The organism is Nocardia sp. NBC_01499 (assembly GCF_045040275.1).
Taxonomy (GTDB): domain Bacteria; phylum Actinomycetota; class Actinomycetes; order Mycobacteriales; family Mycobacteriaceae; genus Nocardia.
Window position 1 is genome coordinate 10,135,122 of record NZ_CP109426.1, and the last position, 19,648, is coordinate 10,154,769.

Annotated in this window: 6 protein-coding genes; all 6 read left to right on the plus strand. The window is 69.3% G+C overall.

Features of this window, described 5'->3' with window-relative positions; translation table 11 throughout:
• Positions 1-10 precede the first annotated feature (10 nt).
• The 6 genes from OG203_RS45575 to OG203_RS45600 are packed head-to-tail and all read left to right on the plus strand — an operon-like array spanning position 11 to position 19,647.
• Complete coding sequence (locus OG203_RS45575) at positions 11-3,319, plus strand: type I polyketide synthase (protein ID WP_405163422.1); 3,309 nt, start codon at positions 11-13, stop codon at positions 3,317-3,319.
• Complete coding sequence (locus OG203_RS45580) at positions 3,303-8,318, plus strand: condensation domain-containing protein (protein WP_405163423.1); 5,016 nt, start codon at positions 3,303-3,305, stop codon at positions 8,316-8,318. Before OG203_RS45575 ends, OG203_RS45580 begins: the two co-directional genes overlap by 17 nt.
• On the plus strand, positions 8,315-11,302 hold the full coding sequence (locus OG203_RS45585; RefSeq protein WP_405163424.1) for a type I polyketide synthase: 2,988 nt from the start codon (positions 8,315-8,317) through the stop codon (positions 11,300-11,302). The genes OG203_RS45580 and OG203_RS45585 overlap by 4 nt, the downstream gene beginning before the upstream one ends.
• Entirely contained in the window at positions 11,295-16,934 is a 5,640-nt protein-coding gene (locus OG203_RS45590; RefSeq protein WP_405163425.1) for an amino acid adenylation domain-containing protein, read from the plus strand. Before OG203_RS45585 ends, OG203_RS45590 begins: the two co-directional genes overlap by 8 nt.
• Positions 16,931-18,691 carry a fatty acyl-AMP ligase gene (locus OG203_RS45595; RefSeq protein ID WP_405163426.1) on the plus strand — a complete coding sequence of 587 codons (1,761 nt, stop codon included), beginning with the start codon at positions 16,931-16,933 and terminating at the stop codon, positions 18,689-18,691. Before OG203_RS45590 ends, OG203_RS45595 begins: the two co-directional genes overlap by 4 nt.
• The gene (locus OG203_RS45600; protein WP_405163427.1) at positions 18,688-19,647 is read left to right on the plus strand and encodes a hypothetical protein; all 960 of its coding nucleotides are present in this window, start codon (positions 18,688-18,690) and stop codon (positions 19,645-19,647) included. The genes OG203_RS45595 and OG203_RS45600 overlap by 4 nt, the downstream gene beginning before the upstream one ends.
• The last annotated feature ends 1 nt before the right edge of the window (position 19,648 follow it).

Sequence of the window (19,648 nt, forward strand, 5' to 3'; positions counted from 1 at the left end):
ATAGTGCTAGATGTCTGCAGAAATGGCCCGTCGGACGGCCGACGAGATCAGTTTATTTCTCACCGAAACGCTCGGAGATCTTCTCGATATTGCCACGGATGATGTCGCACTGAGTGAGCCTTTCTCGAGTTTCGGGCTCACCTCGGCGGTAGCCCTCGTATTCGTCGGCAAGATCTCCACCTGGATGGGTAAACCGTTACCACCGGACCTCCCCTGGGAGTACCCCACCGTGCACGCCCTGGCCGAGGGGCTTGCCGCGGCACAGGACACCATCGAACCGGCGCCGCAGGACACCGCGGATCGGGAGCCTGAAGTCGGGGGGCGCCCGCCCCGCGCCACCACCGCGCAGGAACCGGTGGCCATCATCGGCATCGGCTGCTCGTTCCCCGGGCTGCGCGGACCCGAGCAGCTATGGGAAACCCTGTGGCACGGCCGGGAATTGGTCGGCGAAGCGCCCGACGCCAGGCACAACTGGCCCGGCACCGCACGACTCACCGAGCAGCGCCGGTCCTGGCTCGGCTCGTTCCTCGACGACCCGTACGCGTTCGACGCGAACTACTTCGGCATCGGTGACGCCGAGGCCGCGGCCATGGATCCGCAGCATCGGCTGCTCGCGGAGACCGTCGCGGACGCGTTCGAGGACGCGGGCGTGCCGGTAGAGCGGCTGGCCGGTACCTCGACCGGCACGTTCGTCGGTATCACCGCGGGCGACTACGCGCGCGGCATGGGCGATGTCGGGGAGTCCGGGATGCCGATCGCGGCCGTCACCGGCAACGCGAGCAGTATCGCGGCAAACCGGCTGTCCTATCTCTACGATCTGCGCGGCCCGAGCGTCAGCGTGGATACCGCCTGCTCGTCGTCGCTGGTCGCGCTGCACATGGCGTTGCGCAGCCTGCACGACGGCGACTGCGATGTCGCGGTGGTCGGCGGGGTCAATATGACCCTCGACCCTCGGGTCACCGAATCGCTGGCCGGCGCGGGCATGATGGCCGCGGACGGGCGCTGCAAGACCTTCGATGATCGTGCCGACGGGTACGTCCGCGGCGAGGGCAGCGCCGCGGTCGTGCTGAAGCCGCTGGCGCAGGCCGAGCAGGACGGCGACCGGGTTTACGCGGTGCTGCTCGGTTCGGCGATAAACCAAGACGGTCGTACCAACGGTTTGACCGCGCCCAGCTACCAGTCGCAGGTCGACGTGCTGCGACGCGCCTACCGGCGGGCCGGTGTGAGCCCGAGCGACGTGCAGTACATCGAGGCGCACGGCACCGGAACCATCCTCGGTGACGCCATCGAAGCGCGCGCGCTCGGCACCGTTTTCGCCGAAAACCGCAGTGGCGAAGACAAGTTCCTCGTCGGCTCCGCCAAAACGGTGGTCGGTCACCTCGAGGCCGCCGCTGGCATCACCGGGCTGGTGAAGACCGCGCTCGCGTTGCACCACGGGCAGGTGCCAGCCAACCTGAACTTCGAATCGCCGAGCAAGCACATCGCTTTCGAAGATCTGCCGTTCAATGTGCCTGCCGAGAACCAGGTCTGGCCGCAACGTCGTGGCCGCGCCCTGGCCGGAGTCAGCTCCTTCGGCTTCGGCGGCACCAACGCACATGCCGTCCTCACCGGCGCAGCGACGCAGGCGGCGCACACCCCGGCGCCCGCCGCGCCCGAAAAGCCGTACCTGGTCAGCATTTCCGGCCGCAGTGAGCAGTCGACGCTCGATCTGGTCGACAACTGGATCGATATGCTGCGCGACGGATCGGCCCCGCCGATCGCCGAACTCGCGCAGACCTCGACCGCGCGCCGGGCCCAGCACCCGTTCCGGGTCGCCGTCACCGCCCGCAATCACGACGACCTGGCGGAGCAGCTCACCTCGATCTCCGGCGGTTCGCTGCCGCTGGGTGCCGCCGCGGGCCGGGTGCCGCGCAGTGGTCCCGGCAAGGTCGGCTTCGTCTTCACCGGGCAGGGCAACCAGTGGATCGGCATGGGGCGCAAACTGATTCGCCACCAACCGGTATTCCGCGACGCCTTGCTCGCGGTCGATCGCGAGCTGCGCATCGAGCTCGGCTGGTCCACCTTCGCCATACTCGACCGTGGTCGCGACGAGGAAGCCCTCGCCGACACCGGCACGGCACAGCCGGTGCTGTTCGCCCTACAGGTCGCCCTCGCGGCGCTGTGGCAGTCGTGGGGGATCACCCCCGCCGCGGTCGTCGGACACAGCGTCGGCGAAGTCGCCGCCGCACACGTCTGCGGCGCGATCGACCTGCGCACCGCCGCGCAGATCATCGCGGCACGGGCCAAGGCGACCGCACGCCTACGTGACAACGGCTGCATGGCCGTTGTCAACCGTCCCGCCGCGGAACTCGAACTGCCGCACCGGGTTTACCTCGCGGGCACGAACGGCCCGAAGTGGACGCTGATCTCCGGCAACACCGGCGCGGTCGACGGCTTCCTGAACCGGCTCGACGGCGAGCAGATCATGACCCGCCGCCTGCCTGGCCGCTACGCCTTCCACTCGCCGCTGATGCGCGACTGCCTGCCGGAATTCGCGGCGGACATGCCGTGCATCCAACCCTGTGCGGGCAGCATTCCGTTCTTCTCGACGGTCACCGGCGGCCAGATCGACGGCGCGCAACTGAACGGCCTCTACTGGACCGATCAGGTGGTGCGGCCGGTGCAGTTCGCCGAGGCGGTCGGCGCGATGATCGATGCCAACGTCGGCACGTTCATCGAGATCGGCCCGCACCCAGCGCTCAACGGGATGCTGAAAAGCCTGCTCCGCCATCATGATCGGGCCGGAGTCGCGGTGCCGTCGCTGGTCCGTGACGTCGACGACCTCTCGGTGATGTTGGCGGCACTCGGTGAACTGCATGTTCGCGGGCACGACGTGCGCTGGTCCGGCGTCGACGCGGCGGCGCGGCCGCAGGCCCGGTTGCCGCTGTATCCCTTCGACCGCAAGTCGTATCGGATCGTCGGTGGCATGCCGAGCGTCGAGGCGGCACCGGTGTCGCGCGCGAGCACGGATCTGTTCACCGCCGACGCCGACTACGTCGCGCCGCGCACCGAATACGAGCAGGTCGTCGCCGAGATGTGGGCGGAACTGCTCGGGCTCGAGCAGGTCGGCGTCTTCGAGAACTTCTTCCGCATCGGCGGGCATTCCCTGGCCGCCACCCAGTTCGTCCGCAGGCTCCGCGAGCTCTTCGAGATCGAGTTCGCCCTCCGGCGCATGTTGCAGGAGCCGACCGTGGCCCAGGTGGCCGCGGCGCTGGAGGAGCTCATGGTCGAACAAGCCGATGCAGCCCTTTTGGAGAGCGATCATGAACTCACCGGCTAGCAGCCTGGCCCTGGCGCGCTTGCGCGAACGCCGCGCCGCGGGCATCTCCACGACCACCGTTCCGCTGCGCGAGGGTGCGGGACCGTTCCCGGCGACACCGGCCCAGCGTGGCATCTGGCTGCACGAGCAGCTGGCCGGTCACGCCGCGATCTACCATGTGCCGCTTGGTATCCGGATCACCGGACCGCTCGACGTGGCGGCACTGCACGCGGCCGCCGACGCGGTGACCGAGGTACAGCACGCCTTCCGCACGGTCTTCAAGGAATCGCCGGAGGGTTTGCGGGCCGAGGTCATCGATGTCGCCGGCGCCGATTGGCAGACACCGGATCTGCGCCTCGTGCCCGCGAAATCGCGGGCGGCGGCGGTCGATCAGCTCCTCGAATCCCTCGCGTCCGCGCCGTTCGATCTGGCGGACCGGCCGCCGGTGCGATGGGCGCTGATCCGGCTTGCCGAGCAGGAGTGGATCCTCGCTGTCGTCGCGCATCACCTTGTGCTGGACGGATTGTCGATCGCGCTGCTGATCGACCAGCTGTGGGCGGCCTACGGCGCCGTCGTGCGCAAGGCGGAGATCACCCTGCCGGTGCCGCCGCGGCAGTACGCCGACTACGCGGTGTGGAGCGCCGAACATGGCTCACCCGCAACGCAAGTGACGGCGGTCGAGCGACGAGCCGAGCTGCTGCGCGGTGCCCCGCCCCTAGATCTGTCCACCGGCCGCCGTCCGCGCCGTGTCGGCAACAACGGTGCGCGCGTAGAGAACTCGTTCTCCCGCGAGGTGGCCGACGCGGTACGCGCCCGCGCCGCGGACAACGGAATTCCGCCATTCGTCTTCCTATTGGCCTGCTACGAGCTGACATTGGCGCATCGCACCGGGCAGCGTGACTTCTGCATCGGCATCCCGATGGCGGCCAGGCCGTACGCCGAGCTCGCGAAAACCATCGGACACTTCGTCAATACGGTCCCGGTACGCACCGATCTCGCGGACGACCAGACCTTCCTCGACCTGCTGCACCGCACCCGCGACAGCGCGATGGCGGCCTACGACGACGAGACCGTCCCGTTCGAACAGGTCGTCGAGGCGATCGGCGGGCCGTGGGATCCGGCCTTCAGCCCGGTCTTCCAGACGTTGTTCGTGCAGCAGATGCTGGAACGCCCCGACCTGAGCGAGTGGGGACTCACTGTCGAGTGGCAGACCATCGACACCGGCGCCACGCTCTATGACCTGGTCATGCATGTCGCCGAGACGGGTTCGGAGCTGGTCTGCCACCTGACCTACAACGAGAAGCTGCTCGACGCGACCGCCGCCGGTGACCTGGCGCAGGACTTCCTTACCCTCGCGGCAGCCGCCGCGGCCGCGCCAGCGACGCCGGTGGACGAGCTGCTCGCCGCGCTCCCGGTACGCGAGTACACGGTGAATGACGCGGCGGCCGAAGCGGATTCGGCGGACGACGCCGATATCGCGTTCGAGGCCCCGATCGGCGAGCGCGAAATCCGTCTCGCGGCCCTCTGGGCGCAAGCGCTGGAGCGCACCGAAATCGGCCGCCACGATGACTTCTTCCTCCTCGGCGGCACGTCTTTGGCGGCGACCCGGGTGATTTCGCAGATCCTCGACGAGTTCGGCGTCAGCGTCTCGCTGCGCGAACTCTTCGAGAGCCCGACGATCGTCACGGCGGCGCGGCTGATCGAAGCGGCCTCCGCACAACAGGATTCGCTGCCGCCGCTGCACGCCGCGCCACGCACGGACGGTGAGCTGCTCGCGGTGTCCTACGCCCAGGAACGCCTGTGGTTCCTGGAGACAATGGATCCCGGCAACGCGACCTACATCATGCCGGGCGGACTGCGGCTACGCGGTGAGCTCGACATCGCCGCGGTCGACAAGGCACTGGCGCTGGTCGAACAACGCCACGAGGTGCTGCGCAGCGTCTATCGGACCACCGAGGACGGGCAGTTGCGTCAGGTGATCCGCCCGTATTTACCACGGTCACTGGAGTTCACGGACTTCAGCACGCTCGCGCCGGAGCAGCGTGCCGAGGCCGAGGCCGAACTCGCGGCGATCGTCTACAGCGCGCCGTTCGATCTGGCCGAAGGTCCGGTCTGGCGATACCACCTCATCAAGTCCGGGCCGGACGAGTACCTCCTCGCCATCGCGCTCCATCACATCGTGTGCGACGGCTGGTCCGTTGCCGTACTGAGCCAAGAGGTTTCGGCGCACTACCGGGCCGAGGTCGCAGGCACCGCCGCCGCGCTGCCGCCGCTCGCCGTGCAGTACGCGGACTACGCGGGCTGGCAGCGCGGCAATGCCGACCGCCTCGACGGACAGCTCGACTTCTGGCGCACCGAGCTGGCCGACCCGACGGTCACCGAAATCCCCGGCGACCGGCCACGTCCGGCCCGCCGCACCTCCCGCGGCGCGGTCGAACGGCTCGCCGTCGACCCGCAGGTGATGGCCGAAGTGCGGGCGATCGCGGCCCGCGGCGGCGTCACCACCTTCGCGGTGCTGCTCGCCGCGTTCTACACGATGCTGAATCGCTATACCCGCCAACAGGATCTGATCGTGGCCTCGCCGATCGCCGGGCGCACCCGCTCGGCCGTCGAGCCGCTGGTCGGCTGCTTCCTGAACACCCTGGCCCTGCGGACCGAGGTCGACCCCGAGGAGACCTTCACCGCGCTGGTCGCACGCGTCGGCAAGACGGTCCTTTCGGCACATGCCAACCAGGACTTGCCGTTCGAGAAGGTCATCGAGGCCATGGTGCCGACCAGGGACATGAGCCGCACCCCGCTGGCCCAGGTCATGTTCAACTACTTGAACACGCCCCCACCTTCTCTCGACATGGCCGGCCTCGACGTCGAACTGGTGGACGCGCCCCGGGCGACGGCCAAGATGGACTTCGACCTCACCGTCGACGAGACCGACGGCCCGACGAAACTGACCCTGGAATACAGCGCCGACCTCTACGACGCGCCCACTGCCGTTCGGGCACTGCGGCATTACGCGACCGCGCTCGCGAGCATCGTCGCGAACCCGGAACAGCTCGTCGGTGCGGTGGCCCTGGAGAACTCGGATCAGGCTGTGGCCGAAGCGATCTGGAGCCTGCCCGGCACCCCGATGGTGCCCGAGGCGGAATCGGACGAGCGGCTGATCGATCGACTCGACGCCATGATCGACTTGCGCGGCAGCGCAACGGCTTTGCGTACGGGCGACCGCACGACCAGCTTCGCCGAGCTCGACGCGGTCACCGCCGTCATCGCCAAGCAGCTCATCGGCGCCGGACTCGATGGCAGCCGCGTCGCGCTGCTCTACGACCACACGCCGGAGAGTTTCGTCGCGGTCTGGGCCGCGTTGCGCGCCGGTGTCGCGTACGTGCCGCTCGACCCGCGCGCGCCGCAGGCCAGGCTGCTCGAGATCATGGAGGAGGCCGATGTCTCCGCGGTGGTGTGCGATCCGTCGCTCGCCGAGCTGGCCCGTTCCATCGCCGGTGGGGCACATGTCTTCGCCGTTTCCGGACGCCCTGACCAGCCGGATCCGTCGCTGAGCACGGTACCGACGAACGATCTGTCCACCTGGTCGAAGTCGCATATCTGTGCCGATGATTTCGCCTACATCCTGCACACCTCCGGCTCGACCGGCCGACCGAAGGGTGTGGCGCAGAGCCGAGGCAACGCCCTGTCGCACGCGGTCACCTACGCGCGGCGACTGCGCATCGGACCCGACGACGTCGTGGCCGCGCCCGCCCGCTACACCTTCGACGCCGGTGTGCTGAACTCGTTCGGCGCCGCGGTGGCCGGTGCCGAGCTCTACGTCATCGACCCGCACCTGTTCGGCCCCGCCGGTCTGCGTGAGGAGATCGAACGCGCCGGCGTCACCGTGCTGCACTGCACCCCAACGCTTTTCCGCTACCTACTCAGCGACACCGACGGGCCGTGGGTGCCCGCCGCGCTGCGGCTGATCGCGCTCGGCGGCGAGGAAGTGGTCCGCGGCGACGTCGTCGACTTCGGCACGAACTTCGCACCGACCACCCGGCTGGTGAGTCTGTACGGGCCGTCCGAATGCTCGGTCGCCTTGCAGCACATCATCGCCGCCGAGGACGCGGACCGCGCCGGGGTGCCGATCGGGCACCCGGTCGAGGGCGTCGAGGTCGATCTGATCGACGGAAGTGGCCGTCCCACCGAGGTTTACGGTGAGATCGCGCTGCGCAGCCAGTACGTCGCGCTCGGCTACTGGCATCGGCAGGAACTCACCGAGAAGGTGTTCGGCACCGGCGCCAACGGCGTCCCGTACTACCGGACCGGCGATCTGGCCCGGCGGCTGCCCGACGGGCAACTGGTCTTCGTCGGCCGCAAGGACCGTCAGGTCAAGATCCGCGGCCACCGGGTAGAACCGGGCGAGGCCGAGACATTCCTGCGGTCGCATCCGACGGTCGGCGAGGCCGCCGTGGTGCTCGACGCCGAGGCCGACGTGCCGAGGCTGGTCGCCTACCTCACCCAGGATGGCCCGCTGGAGCCCGACTACCTCGAGCTGTCGGCGTACCTGCGTACTCGGTTGCCGGACTACATGATTCCGTCGGCCTACATGGTCATCGACACGCTGCCGCGCGGCCTCACCGGCAAGCTCGACCGCGCCAAGCTGCCGAAGATCGCCCCGGCCGCGCCGCCGGTGTACACCCCGCCGGGCACCGAGCTGGAGCGCGTCGTCGCCGAGGTGTGGGCGGAGGTGCTCGACCGCGAGATCGGTCTCGGGCAGAACTTCTTCGACCTCGGCGGACATTCGCTCGCGCTGGCCAGGGTCCGTGGGTTGCTCGAGCGCCGTCTCGGCGTGGCGTTGGCGATGACCGACCTGTTCGCGGCACCGACCGTCGACGGGCTGGCCAAGTCGCTGGCCGGACGGACGGCGCCGCAGGAGGACGCGGACCGAGGCCAGGACCGGCGCGCGGCCGCCGCCCGCCGCCGCGCGCACCGCCAAGCGAACGAATCACTGCCCGACAGCGTTGGGAGCCAGCGATGACACACGACGACAACGAGTTCCGTGTTGCGGTGATCGGCATGGCCTGCCGCTTCCCCGACGCGGACACGGTCACGGACTACTGGCGCAACCTGTGCGAGGGCCGCGAATCGGTGCGCCCGCTCGCGCCGGAGTCCATGCCCGCCGACCCGCCCGCCGGGTATGTGCACGCGGGCGCGCTGCTGGCCGACGCGGACAAGTTCGACGCGGAGTTCTTCGAAATGCCCCCGCGCGAAGCACAACTCACCGACCCGCAGCATCGCCTGTTCACGCTGTGCGCGTGGGAGGCGCTGGAGGACGCCGGTCATATCGCGGCCGAAAACCCGACGCCGGTCGGCGTTTTCGCGGGCGCGGGCATCAGCACCTACCTGCTGCGCAACCTGGCCGGGCACGCGAGCCTGTTCCAGACGCCGAGCTCGCAGCTGCACGCACTGCACGGCAACGCCTCCGACTACCTGGCAACCAGGGTCTCCTACAAGTTGAACCTGACCGGGCCGAGCGTCGCGGTGCAGACCGCGTGTTCCACCTCGCTGGTCGCTGTGCACCAGGCCGCGCAGGCGCTGCTCGACTTCCAGTGCGACGTGGCGCTCGCGGGCGGTGCGAGCGTGCAGGTGCCCCAGGAATCCGGATACATCTACGAGGAGGGGTCGATCCTCTCGCCGGATGGGCACTGCCGGGCGTTCGACGCCGAGGCCGGTGGCACCGTATTCGGTTCGGGTGTCGGCGTTGTCGTGCTCAAGCGGCTCGCCGACGCGATCGCCGACCGCGACCACATCCACGCCGTGATCCTCGGGTCCGCGGTGAACAACGACGGCGGCAACAAGATCGGCTTCACGGCGCCAGGCATCGCGGGCCAGCGCGCGGTGATCCGGGAAGCGTTGTCGGCGGCCGGAATCGGCGCGGACACCATCGGCTACGTCGAGGCGCACGGCACCGGAACCAAACTCGGCGACCCGATCGAGGTGGCGGCGCTGAGCGCGGCGTACCGCGAGCACACCGAGGCCGCGCAGTACTGTGCGCTCGGCTCGGTGAAATCCAATGTCGGCCACCTCAATTCCGCGGGCGGCGTCGCCGGGTTCATCAAGGCGGTGCTCGCCGTGCGCGAGGGTCGCATCCCGGCCAGCGTGAACTACACCCGGCCGAACCCCGAAATCGACTTCGCCGCAACACCCTTCTTCGTCAACACCGAACTGCGGACCTGGTCGGACGAGGTGCGCAGGGCTGCGGTGAGCGCCTTCGGTATCGGCGGCACCAATGCGCACGTGATCGTCGAACAGCCGCCTACCCAGGCATCGACCGCGGCACAGCCTGGCCCTCGCGCCCTGCTGATCTCGGGTCGTACCCCGCAGGACGCCGACCGGATCGCGGCCCGGCTCGCCGCGCACCTCGGCCATACCGACGCCGAACTGGCCTCTGTCGCAAAGACATTGGCGCACGGTCGCCGTCGCTTCCCACACCGGCGCATGGTCGTGGCGAGCACTACGGCGGAGGCCGCGGCCGCACTGAGCAAGCCTGCCGCGGGGGAGGCCGCGCCCGCGCCCGCGCTCGCCTGGCTGTTCCCCGGGCAGGGTGTCGCGCTCGGCGCCGCCGTGCTCGAACTCGCCAAGACCGTCGGCGCGTTCGGCGACCGGTTCCGCGCCTGTGCCGACATCCTGCGCGAGCGCACCGGTTTCGACCTGGCGTCGGCGGTGCGTAGCGGCGAGGGCACCGAACAGACCCAGGTCGCCCTGTTCGCCGTCGAGTACGCGCTGGCCGGAATGTGGCGTGAGTTCGGCGCCGAGCCACGAGAACTGTTGGGGCACAGCCTCGGCGAGCTGGTCTGCGCCACCATCGCCGGCGTCTTCGAGCTGTCCGACGCGCTGGAACTGGTCGTCGAACGCGGCCGCATCATGGCGGCGTCACCGCCCGGCGGCATGCTCGCCATCTCCAAGGGCGCCGACATCATCGCGGAGCGCCTGCCCGACGACGTCTGGCTCGCCGCCGACAACTCCGCAAACCGCTGCGTCGTCGCCGGCGCGCCGGCGGCACTGTTCCGGCTGGCCGGTGAGCTGTCCGAGGAGGGCGTGCCGAGCTCGCTGCTGCCCGTCGGGCACGCGTTCCACACCCCGCTCATGGACGAGGCCGCGGCCCGCTTCGCCGAACTCGTGCGCGGCGTGCCGCGTCAGGCGCCGCAAGTGCCGTTCTGGTCGAACGTGACCGGCGCGCCGATCACCGCCGAACAGGCCGTCGACCCCGCCTACTGGTCCCGGCAGATGACAAGCACCGTTCGCTTCCGCGAGGCCGCGCTCGGACTGGTCGGCCGTAACCCGGGGATCGTGGCGCTCGAGGTCGGCCCCGGCAAGTCCCTCGTCTCCTTCCTGCGCACCGCGGACCGCGCCTCGGCGACGGTCGGCACCCTCGGCATCGGGCTCGGCGCGGGCGCACCGGAGACGGCGATCGTTGACGCGGCGGGACGCCTCTGGTTGTCCGGTGTCGCGGTCGATTTCGACGCCATCTACGGCGGCGAGACACCCGCATCGGTCAGCCTGCCGACGTATCCCTTTGCGCTGAAGCGCTATTGGGTCGACGCACCCGAGGCGGTGCCGACCCAAGCCCGGCGTATCGAACCCGTCCAACCCGCGGCACCGGTATCGGTGCACAGCGGTGCCGCCGCGCCCGCCGACGAGGACGATTTCGTGGTCTCGGTGCGCGGCCAGGTCGTCTCGGTGTGGTGCGCCGCGCTCGGCGTCGACGAGGTCGGCATCGACGCCAACTTCTTTGAAATCGGCGGAGATTCGCTGCTTGCCGTGCACGTGGCAACGCAGCTGCGATCCATCTTCCCGTTGGATCTGGCACTCGGAGAGCTGTTCGCCAGCCCGACAGCCGCGGGGATGGCCGACACCATCGCCGCGCACCTGATGCAGCGGTTGGACGAACTGTCCGACAGCGAGGTCGAGCTGCTGCTCAACCAGCCGGGGGCGGCCGAAGAACGGAGCAACAATGCCTGAACTCGTCGACACGGGCGCATCGCGCCGTGCGTTGCTGCGGCGCTGGGCCGCGGGCGGTACGCCGCGGGCCGGTATTCCGCGCCGTTCCGATCCCACTGCCGCCGCGCCGCTTTCGGCCGCGCAGCAGCGAATCTGGTTCCTGGAGCAGCTGTTCCCGGATCGGGCGACCTACACGATGCCGCTGGCGCTTCGCCTGCGCGGCCACCTCGACATCGCGGCCCTGCAGGGTGCGCTGTCACTGGTCGTCGCCAGGCACGAGTCGCTGCGCACCAGCATCGAAGTGCGCGACGGTGTTCCGGTACAGGTAGTTGGGCAGGTGGCGCCGCTGCCGATGACGATGGTGTCGCCGTCGCAGCTGGACCCGCAGCGACCCCTGGCCGACGCGACCGAGCAGGTCGAGCAGTTCAGCCGGACGGTCTTCGACCTGTCCGGTCAGCTGGTCGAGGTGCTGCTTGTCCGGCTGAGCGAGGACGACTCGATCTTCGCGGTCGCCATGCACCACATCATCTCCGACGGCTGGTCACTCGGGGTGTTCGCCACCGAATTGATGTCCGCCTACGCCGATCTCACCGCGGGCAAGCACCTGCCCGAACTGCCGGAACTGCCGTTGCAGTACCCCGACTACGCGACCTGGTTGCAGGACCTCGCGCAGCAGGACAAGTTCGGCGCCGACCTCGACTACTGGCGCGGGGTACTCGGCGACGAGCCGCCGCTGGTCACCTTCCACCCCGACCGGCCGCGCGCGCTCGAACCGGAAAACCGCGGCGCCAGAGTGCTGTTCACCATCCCGGCACCGGTGCTGTCCGGCCTGCGGCAGCTTGCCGACGAGGTCAGGGTGAACGACCGCCCCGCAACGCTGTTCATCGCGCTGATGGCGGGATTCAAAGCGCTGCTTCGCTATTACACCGGCGCCGAGGACATCACCGTCGGCACGCCGATCGCGGGCCGCACCAGGCCCGAGATCGAGCCGCTGATCGGGTTCTTCGTGAACGCGCTCGCCTTGCGCACCGATCTGTCCGGCGCGCCGACCTTCCGCGAACTGCTGGCCAGGGAACAGCGCGTCGTCTTCGACGCGTTCGACCACCAGGAGGCGCCGTTCGACCTCGTCGTCGAGCACGTACGCCCCGACCGGGAACTGAGCCACTCGCCGCTGTTCCGCACCGCCGTGGTGCTGCAGAACACCGCGCTACCCGAACTCGCCATCCCTGGCCTTAGCGCCGAATACGTCGAAGTGCATTCCGGCACTACCAAATTCGACGTGCTGGTGACGCTGCGCCAGGTCGGCGCGGAACTGGTCGGCGCGTTCGAATACGACGTCGACCTCTATGACGAACCGACCGTCGCCGCCATCGCGCGCCACTTCGTCGCGCTGCTGACCGCGGTGGTCGCCGACCCCGATACCGCCCTGCCGGAACTCGACTTCCTCGAGCCGGACGAGCGGGCCCGCGCGGTGGCCGCCGCGCTGCCGAGTGAGACCGCCGCCGAACCCGCCCTGACGCTGCACGAACTCTTCGCCGCGCAGGCGATCCAGACACCCGACGCGGTGGCGCTGACCTTCGGTGACAGTGCGCTGAGCTACGCCGAGCTCGCGGGGGCCGCCGACGAGCTGGCCAAGCGCCTGCGCGCCCGCGGCATCGGCCGAGGCTCGTTCGTCGGCATCCACCTGGAACGTTGCGCCGATGTGGTCGTCGCGATCCTCGCGGTGCTGCGCGCCGGCGCCGCCTACGTGCCGCTCGACCCGATGTACCCGGCCGACCGGATCGAATTCATGATCGCGGACTCGGGCGCGCGACTGGTGATCAGCCACAGTTCCCTCGTCACGGCGTCGGAATCAGGTCCGGAACTCCTGCTCATCGACGAGTCGGCCGACGAGACCCTGCCCGACCTGCCGCTGGAGAAGGCCGCGCCGCACGACCCGTGCTACGTCATCTACACCTCGGGCTCCACGGGCGTCCCCAAGGGCGTTGTCATCGAGCACGCCAACGTGGTTCGCCTGTTCTCGACAACCACCCGCTGGTACGACTTCGGCCCGCAGGACGTCTGGACGATGTTCCACTCGTACTCCTTCGACTTCGCCGTCTGGGAGATGTGGGGCGCGCTGCTCTACGGCGGACGGCTCGTCGTGGTACCGGGCTCGGTCAGCCGGTCCACCGCCGAGTTCGCCGAACTGCTTGCGCGCGAACAGGTCACGGTGCTCAACCAGACCCCGTCGGCGTTCACCCAGCTGCTGCGCGCGCTGGACAACGCACCCGGCACGGAACTTGCCGTGCGCTGGGTGATCTTCGGTGGCGAGGCCCTCGACTTGTCCACGCTCACACCGTGGTTCGATCGCTTCGGCGAGTCGGCGCGGCTGGTGAACATGTACGGCATCACCGAGACGACCGTGCACGTCACCTATCGCGAACTCACCGCCGCCGACGTGGTGTCGGCCGCGGGCAGCCTGATCGGTGTCCCGCTGCCCGATCTCGGCGTGCTCATCGTCGATCCGGCGGGCCGTCCGGTGCCCGACGGCGTGGCAGGGGAGATGCTCGTGTCCGGGCCCGGCGTCGGGCGCGGCTACCTGAACCGCGACGACCTCACCGCCGAGCGGTTCGTGGCAAGCACTGTGCTCGACGGCCGTAGGGTCTATCGGACCGGCGACCTCGCCCGCCGCAGGGCCGACGGCGATCTCGAATACCTCGGCCGCATCGATCAGCAGGTCAAGGTGCGTGGCTTCCGCATCGAACTCGGCGAGATCGAGGCCGCGATCACCGCGCACCCCGGCGTCGACCAGTCGGTCGTGCTGGCGCGCAAGGACACCGGCGGAAGTCTTTCCCTGGTCGCCTATTTCACCCCGGGCGACGCGACCGCCGACGCGGCCGACGCGGAACAGGACCAGGTCGCCAACTGGCAGATCGTGTTCAACAGCACCTACCGCCAAGGCCACGACGGCGACGCCGATTTCGACATCTCCGGCTGGAACGACTCCTACACCAATGCCGCCATCCCCGAGGAGCACATGCGGGAATGGGTCGAGGCCACCGTCGCTGCCGTACGCACTCTTGCCCCGCAGCGCGTGCTCGAAATCGGCTGCGGCACCGGCCTGTTGCTGTCCCGGCTGGCACCGCAGTGCGCGGTGTACGACGCCACCGACGTGTCCGCCTCGGCCATCGAGAACGTGCGGACGAAGATCGTCGCGGGCAATCCTGACCTCGAGCACGTCCGCCTCGATATGTGCGCCGCCGACGAGTTGCCCTACGACGTCGCCGGACCATACGACGTCATCCTGATCAACTCGGTGGTGCAGTACTTCCCGAGCGCCGACTACCTCACGCGTGTGCTGGACTCGGTGGTCGGCCTGCTCGCCCCCGAGGGCGTGCTGTTCGTCGGCGACGTCCGCGACCTCACCCTCAGCGAGTCGTTCCACGCCACCGTCGAGGCGACCAACGCGCCGTCCGCCGGTGCCGCCGAGCTCGCGCCCGCCGTGCGTGCCGCCCTCGACCGGGATGCCGAATTGGTGATCTCGCCACGGTATTTCGAGGATTTCGTAGCCGCTCAGCCGACGCTGACCGGTTCCAGGATCCGGCTCAAGCGCGGCGAACACCTCAACGAGATGTCGCGATTCCGCTACGACGCCGTGCTGTTCGCGGGCCGGCGTGGCCTGCCGGTGCGGCCGCGACTGCTCGACGCGACGACGACGCCGCAGGCGCTTGCCGAGCTGCTCGAGCGTGATCGTCCCGCGGCGGTGCTGATCGCCGACGTCCTCGACGCCAGGGTGGCCGGTCCGCTCGCGGTGGTCGCCGAGCTGCACCGCGGCCGGGCCGCCGCCGCGCAGATCCGTTCTGTCCTTGCCGATTCCGGCGGCGTCAGCCCGGAAGACTATCTCGCCCTTGCCGATCGGGTCCCGTACCGGATCGAGGCGCTGCGCCGTCCCGGCGGACGGTACGACGTGGTCGTGACCGGTTGGGATGTGGCGCTGCCGTCCATTCCGGCGGCGCGCGACGCCGAATGGCCCGACGATCTGGTCATCTCGGATCCGTTGCGCGTCAAGGCCCGTGACGACCTGGTCGTCGACGTGCGCGCCCATCTGGCGCGGCGACTGCCGCAGCACATGGTGCCCGCCGCCGTGCTCGTGCTCGACGAATTCCCGTTGACCACCAACGGAAAACTGGATCGTCGCGCACTGCCCGCCCCGGTCCTGCGCCGCAACACCTTGGAGTACGAGCCGCCGCGCACCCCGCTGGAACAGCGCGTCGCGGGCGTCTTCGCGCACGTCCTCGGCATCCCGCGGGTCGGTCGCGAAGACAACTTCTTCGACCTCGGCGGCCACTCGCTGCTCGCGGCCCAGCTGATCCTGCGGCTGAAACAAACCTTTGGCGAAGACATCCCGCTCGGTTCGCTGTTCGCCCGGCCGACGGTGGCGGGTGTGGTCGCGCTGCTAGCCGGTGAGACCGCGGCCGAGGAAGTGATCGACCTCGAGGCCGAGGTGGCCGCCGCGATCGCAGCGTGGCCCGCCGCACCGTGGACCGTCACCGCGCCGAGCACGGGCGAGGTGCTGCTCACCGGCGCGACCGGCTTCGTCGGCGCCTTCCTGCTCCAGGAACTGCTGGCGCGCACCGACTCCCGCGTGCACTGCCTGGTGCGAGCGGACACCCGCGAAGAGGGCCTGGCGCGCCTGGCCGCCACCTTCGACAGCTATGAGCTGCCGCGTGACTCGTTCGACCGGGTGATCCCGGTCCTCGGCGACCTGGCCGAGCCGCGACTCGGGTTGTCCGAGAAGCAGTTCCTGCTGCTCGGCCACACCATCGACGCGATCTATCACAATGGCGCGCACGTGAACTTCGCGCTGCCGTACCGGGTGCTGGAGGCGGCCAATGTCGGTGGCACCCAGGAGCTCATCACGCTGGCCCGAACCAGCGGCGCCCCACTGCATTTCGTGTCCTCGCTGTATGTGCTCGGCCCCGGCGACGCGGTCGACGGCCGGGTCGCGGAACCGCTCGCGGCGCAGGATCCCTCGCAGCTGTCCCTCGGCTACCTGCGCAGCAAGTGGGTCTCCGAGCGACTGGTCACCGAGGCGGGCGAGCGCGGCTTGCCGGTGAGCGTGTTCCGGCTCGGCCGCATCGGTGGCGACAGCCGCACCGGCGCCTGCCAGACCAGCGACTTCTTCTGGCTGCTCGTCAAGGCCAGCCAGGAGGTCGGTCTCGCGCCGGAGGTCGACTTCGCGGTGGACCTGGCGCCGGCCGACTTCACCGGCGCGGCCATGGTCGAGCTGGCCCGCACCCCGCAACCCGGTACGCACATCTACCACGTGCGTAACCCGCAGCCGTGCACCTTCACCGACGCCATCGGCTGGCTGCGGGAGAGCGGCTGGCCGGTGCGACTGGTCGCCCTCGACCAGTGGCGCGACGCGATCGCCGCCCACGCCGCGAGCGCGGGACCGGGATCGGCGTCCTTCAGCGTGCTGAGCCTGTTGAGCGCTAATGACGGGCTCACCCCGCTGATCCAGTTCGACGTGGACAAAGCCGTCACCGCGCTGGACGGGGTCGGCGTGCACTGCCCGCCGGTCTCTCGTGACCTGTTCATCCGCTACCTGGATTACTTCCGCAAGGTCGGCTTCCTCGCCGCGCCGTCACCACAGGAGGTCGGAGTATGACCACAACACTGCTTACCGGGGGCGCTCTCGAATACGACACGCTGGTGCGTGCGCTGACGAACCAGGCCGCCCAGCGGCCGGACAAGGTCGCGTACAGCTTCCTGCACTACCCGGATTCGACGTCCAAGCACGGCGAGACCGAATCGCTGACCTACGCCGAGATCGACCGCGCGGCACGGGCATACGCGGCAACGCTGCTCCAGGTCGCGCACCCTGGCGACCGTGCGGTGCTACTGCTGCCGCCTGGCCTGGAGTACGTGAAGGCGTTCTTCGGCTGCCTCTACGCCGGGATCATCGCGGTGCCGCTGTATCCGCCGAGCGCGCACAACGCCAACGGGCGCATCGACGCGGTCTGTGTCGACGCCGACCCGGCCTGCATCGTGACCACCGACGGCGCGCTCGCGAATGTGACCGCGTGGCTGGACAATTCGCCGACCGACACGACCCGGCTCATCGTGACCACCGGCGAGGTCGACGAGAAGCTCGCGGTCGACTGGGAACCGGTGCTCGTCGACCGGGAGCAGATCGCCTTGCTGCAGTACACCTCTGGCTCGACCCGCACTCCCGCCGGGGTGATGGTGCCGCATCGCGGACTCCTGGACAATGCCAGGCAGGTCTACGAAATGATGTACCACGTCGGCATTTCCGCCGAGGACGAGGTCGGCTTCGTCAGCTGGCTGCCGCTGTTCCACGACATGGGACTGATGGTCGGCGTCATCATGCCGATCATCAGCGGCCACGGCGTGGTGCAGATGTCGCCGACCTCGTTCCTGCGCAGGCCGGAGCGCTGGCTGCAGGCGATCAGCGACAACCCGGCACAGGTCTTCGCGGCCTCGCCGAATGTCGGCTACGAGCTGTGCGCCGAACGGATCGGTCCGACCGAACTCGAAGGCATCGATCTGAGCCGGTGGCGCTATGCCCTGTCCGGCGCGGAGCCGGTGCGAGTCAGCACCATCGAGAAGTTCCATGCCGCGTTCGCCGATAACGGCCTGGCCCGGTCGAGCCTGATCGCCGGATACGGGCTGGCGGAATCGACGCTGATCGTGTCGGTGAACTGGCGCACCCTGTCCGGCGTGGAGACCATCACGGTGGACCGCGACGCGCTCGCCGGTGGCCAGGTGGTCGTCGCCAAGGACGGCGCCGACATCGTCAGCGGCGGTTCGGCGGCGCCGGGCACCACGATTCAGATCGTGGATCCGGAGACCAAGCTGCCACTGCCCGAGGACCAGCTCGGCGAGATCTGGGTGCACGGCCCCGCCGTCTGCACCGGCTACTACAACCGGCCCGAAGAGACCGAATACACCTTCCGCGCCGAACTGGTGCCGCGCGACGGCAAGTACTACCTGCGCACCGGCGATATCGGGTTCCTGCACGACGGCGAGGTCTATCCGACCACCCGGCTCAAGGACCTGATCATCATCGACGGCCGCAACTACTACCCGCCGGACCTGGAGGACGCCGCCGAGCAGGCGCATTCGCTGGTGCTGCCCGGCCGGTGCTCGGCCTTCTCCGTCGAGGTCGGTGTGCAGGAGAAGATCGTGGTGCTCATCGAGGCCAGGATCCCCGCCGAGGACGAGACCACCGCGCAGGAACTGCGGAATGCGGTGCGGCAGGCCATCTTCAGCATTCACGACGTTGGCGTGCACGAGGTGGTGCTGCTCGGTCCCGGCGCGATCCCGCGCACCTCGAGCGGCAAGATCCAGCGTTCGGCCTCGCGCACCGCGTACCTCGACGGCAGCCTCCGGGGCGCGAAATGACCACGGCCCTTGCCACCCACGGCGACAAGCTGACCTGCTTCACGGCGGCGTTGGCGAGCGCACTGGTGGCCCGCGGCGAAACCAAGTGGTGGCGGCCGCTGCTCGCGGGCGGCCCGCTGCTCGCGGTCACCCCCGCCGAGGACGAACTGCTGCTGTTCGAACACGACGCGACCCCGCCGCTGCCCGCGCTCGGCCTGCGGGTGAACGGCGACAACGACTGGGCGAGGACCTATCACGCCCTCGAAGAGCAAGTGGCCGAGCATGGTTCGGTGGTGCTGCTCGCCGACATCTTCCACCTGCCCTGGCAGCACGGTCACCAGCGCTGGCACGCACCGCACTGGCTGGCCATCGTCGAGACCGTCGAGGGCTGGGTGGTCGAGGATCCGCTGACGATGACCACCGAGCTGGGAAAGCAGACCGGGCAACGGATTCCGGTGCTCTCGGCAGCCGAGCTGCGGGAGTGGGCGATCAGTCTCGGCCAGGACGACACGGTCGCGCTGCTGCGCGAACGGGCGATGGCCGGTTCGGACGCGATTCACGTCGGCAAGACCTATCGGTGGCTCGAATCCCATCCGGTCGCGCCACTGTCGCCCCGCGAGGACCGCCTGGTGGGGGCCGACGCGCTCGTCGCGCTGGCCAGTCGCTACCAGTTCGCCTCGACACCAGACGATTTCACCCAGTTGGACGATCTGTGGCAGGCGCTTCGCCAGCGCGAACTGCTGCTGTGGGCGTCCGATCTCGACCCCGAACTGCTCGACGCCGACGGACGCGACCACTGGGAGCGTGCGGTGACGCAGTGGCGCAAGCTGCCGCCGCTGCTCATGCACGCCAGGATGCGCGCCGCCGCGGGCGGCACCGTACAGACCGCGCACATCGCCGAGACACTGCTGTCGCTCGCCGAATTCGAGGGTAAGCACCTGGCTTTCGCGCACAACCCTCGCACGGAGCGGGAGTAGG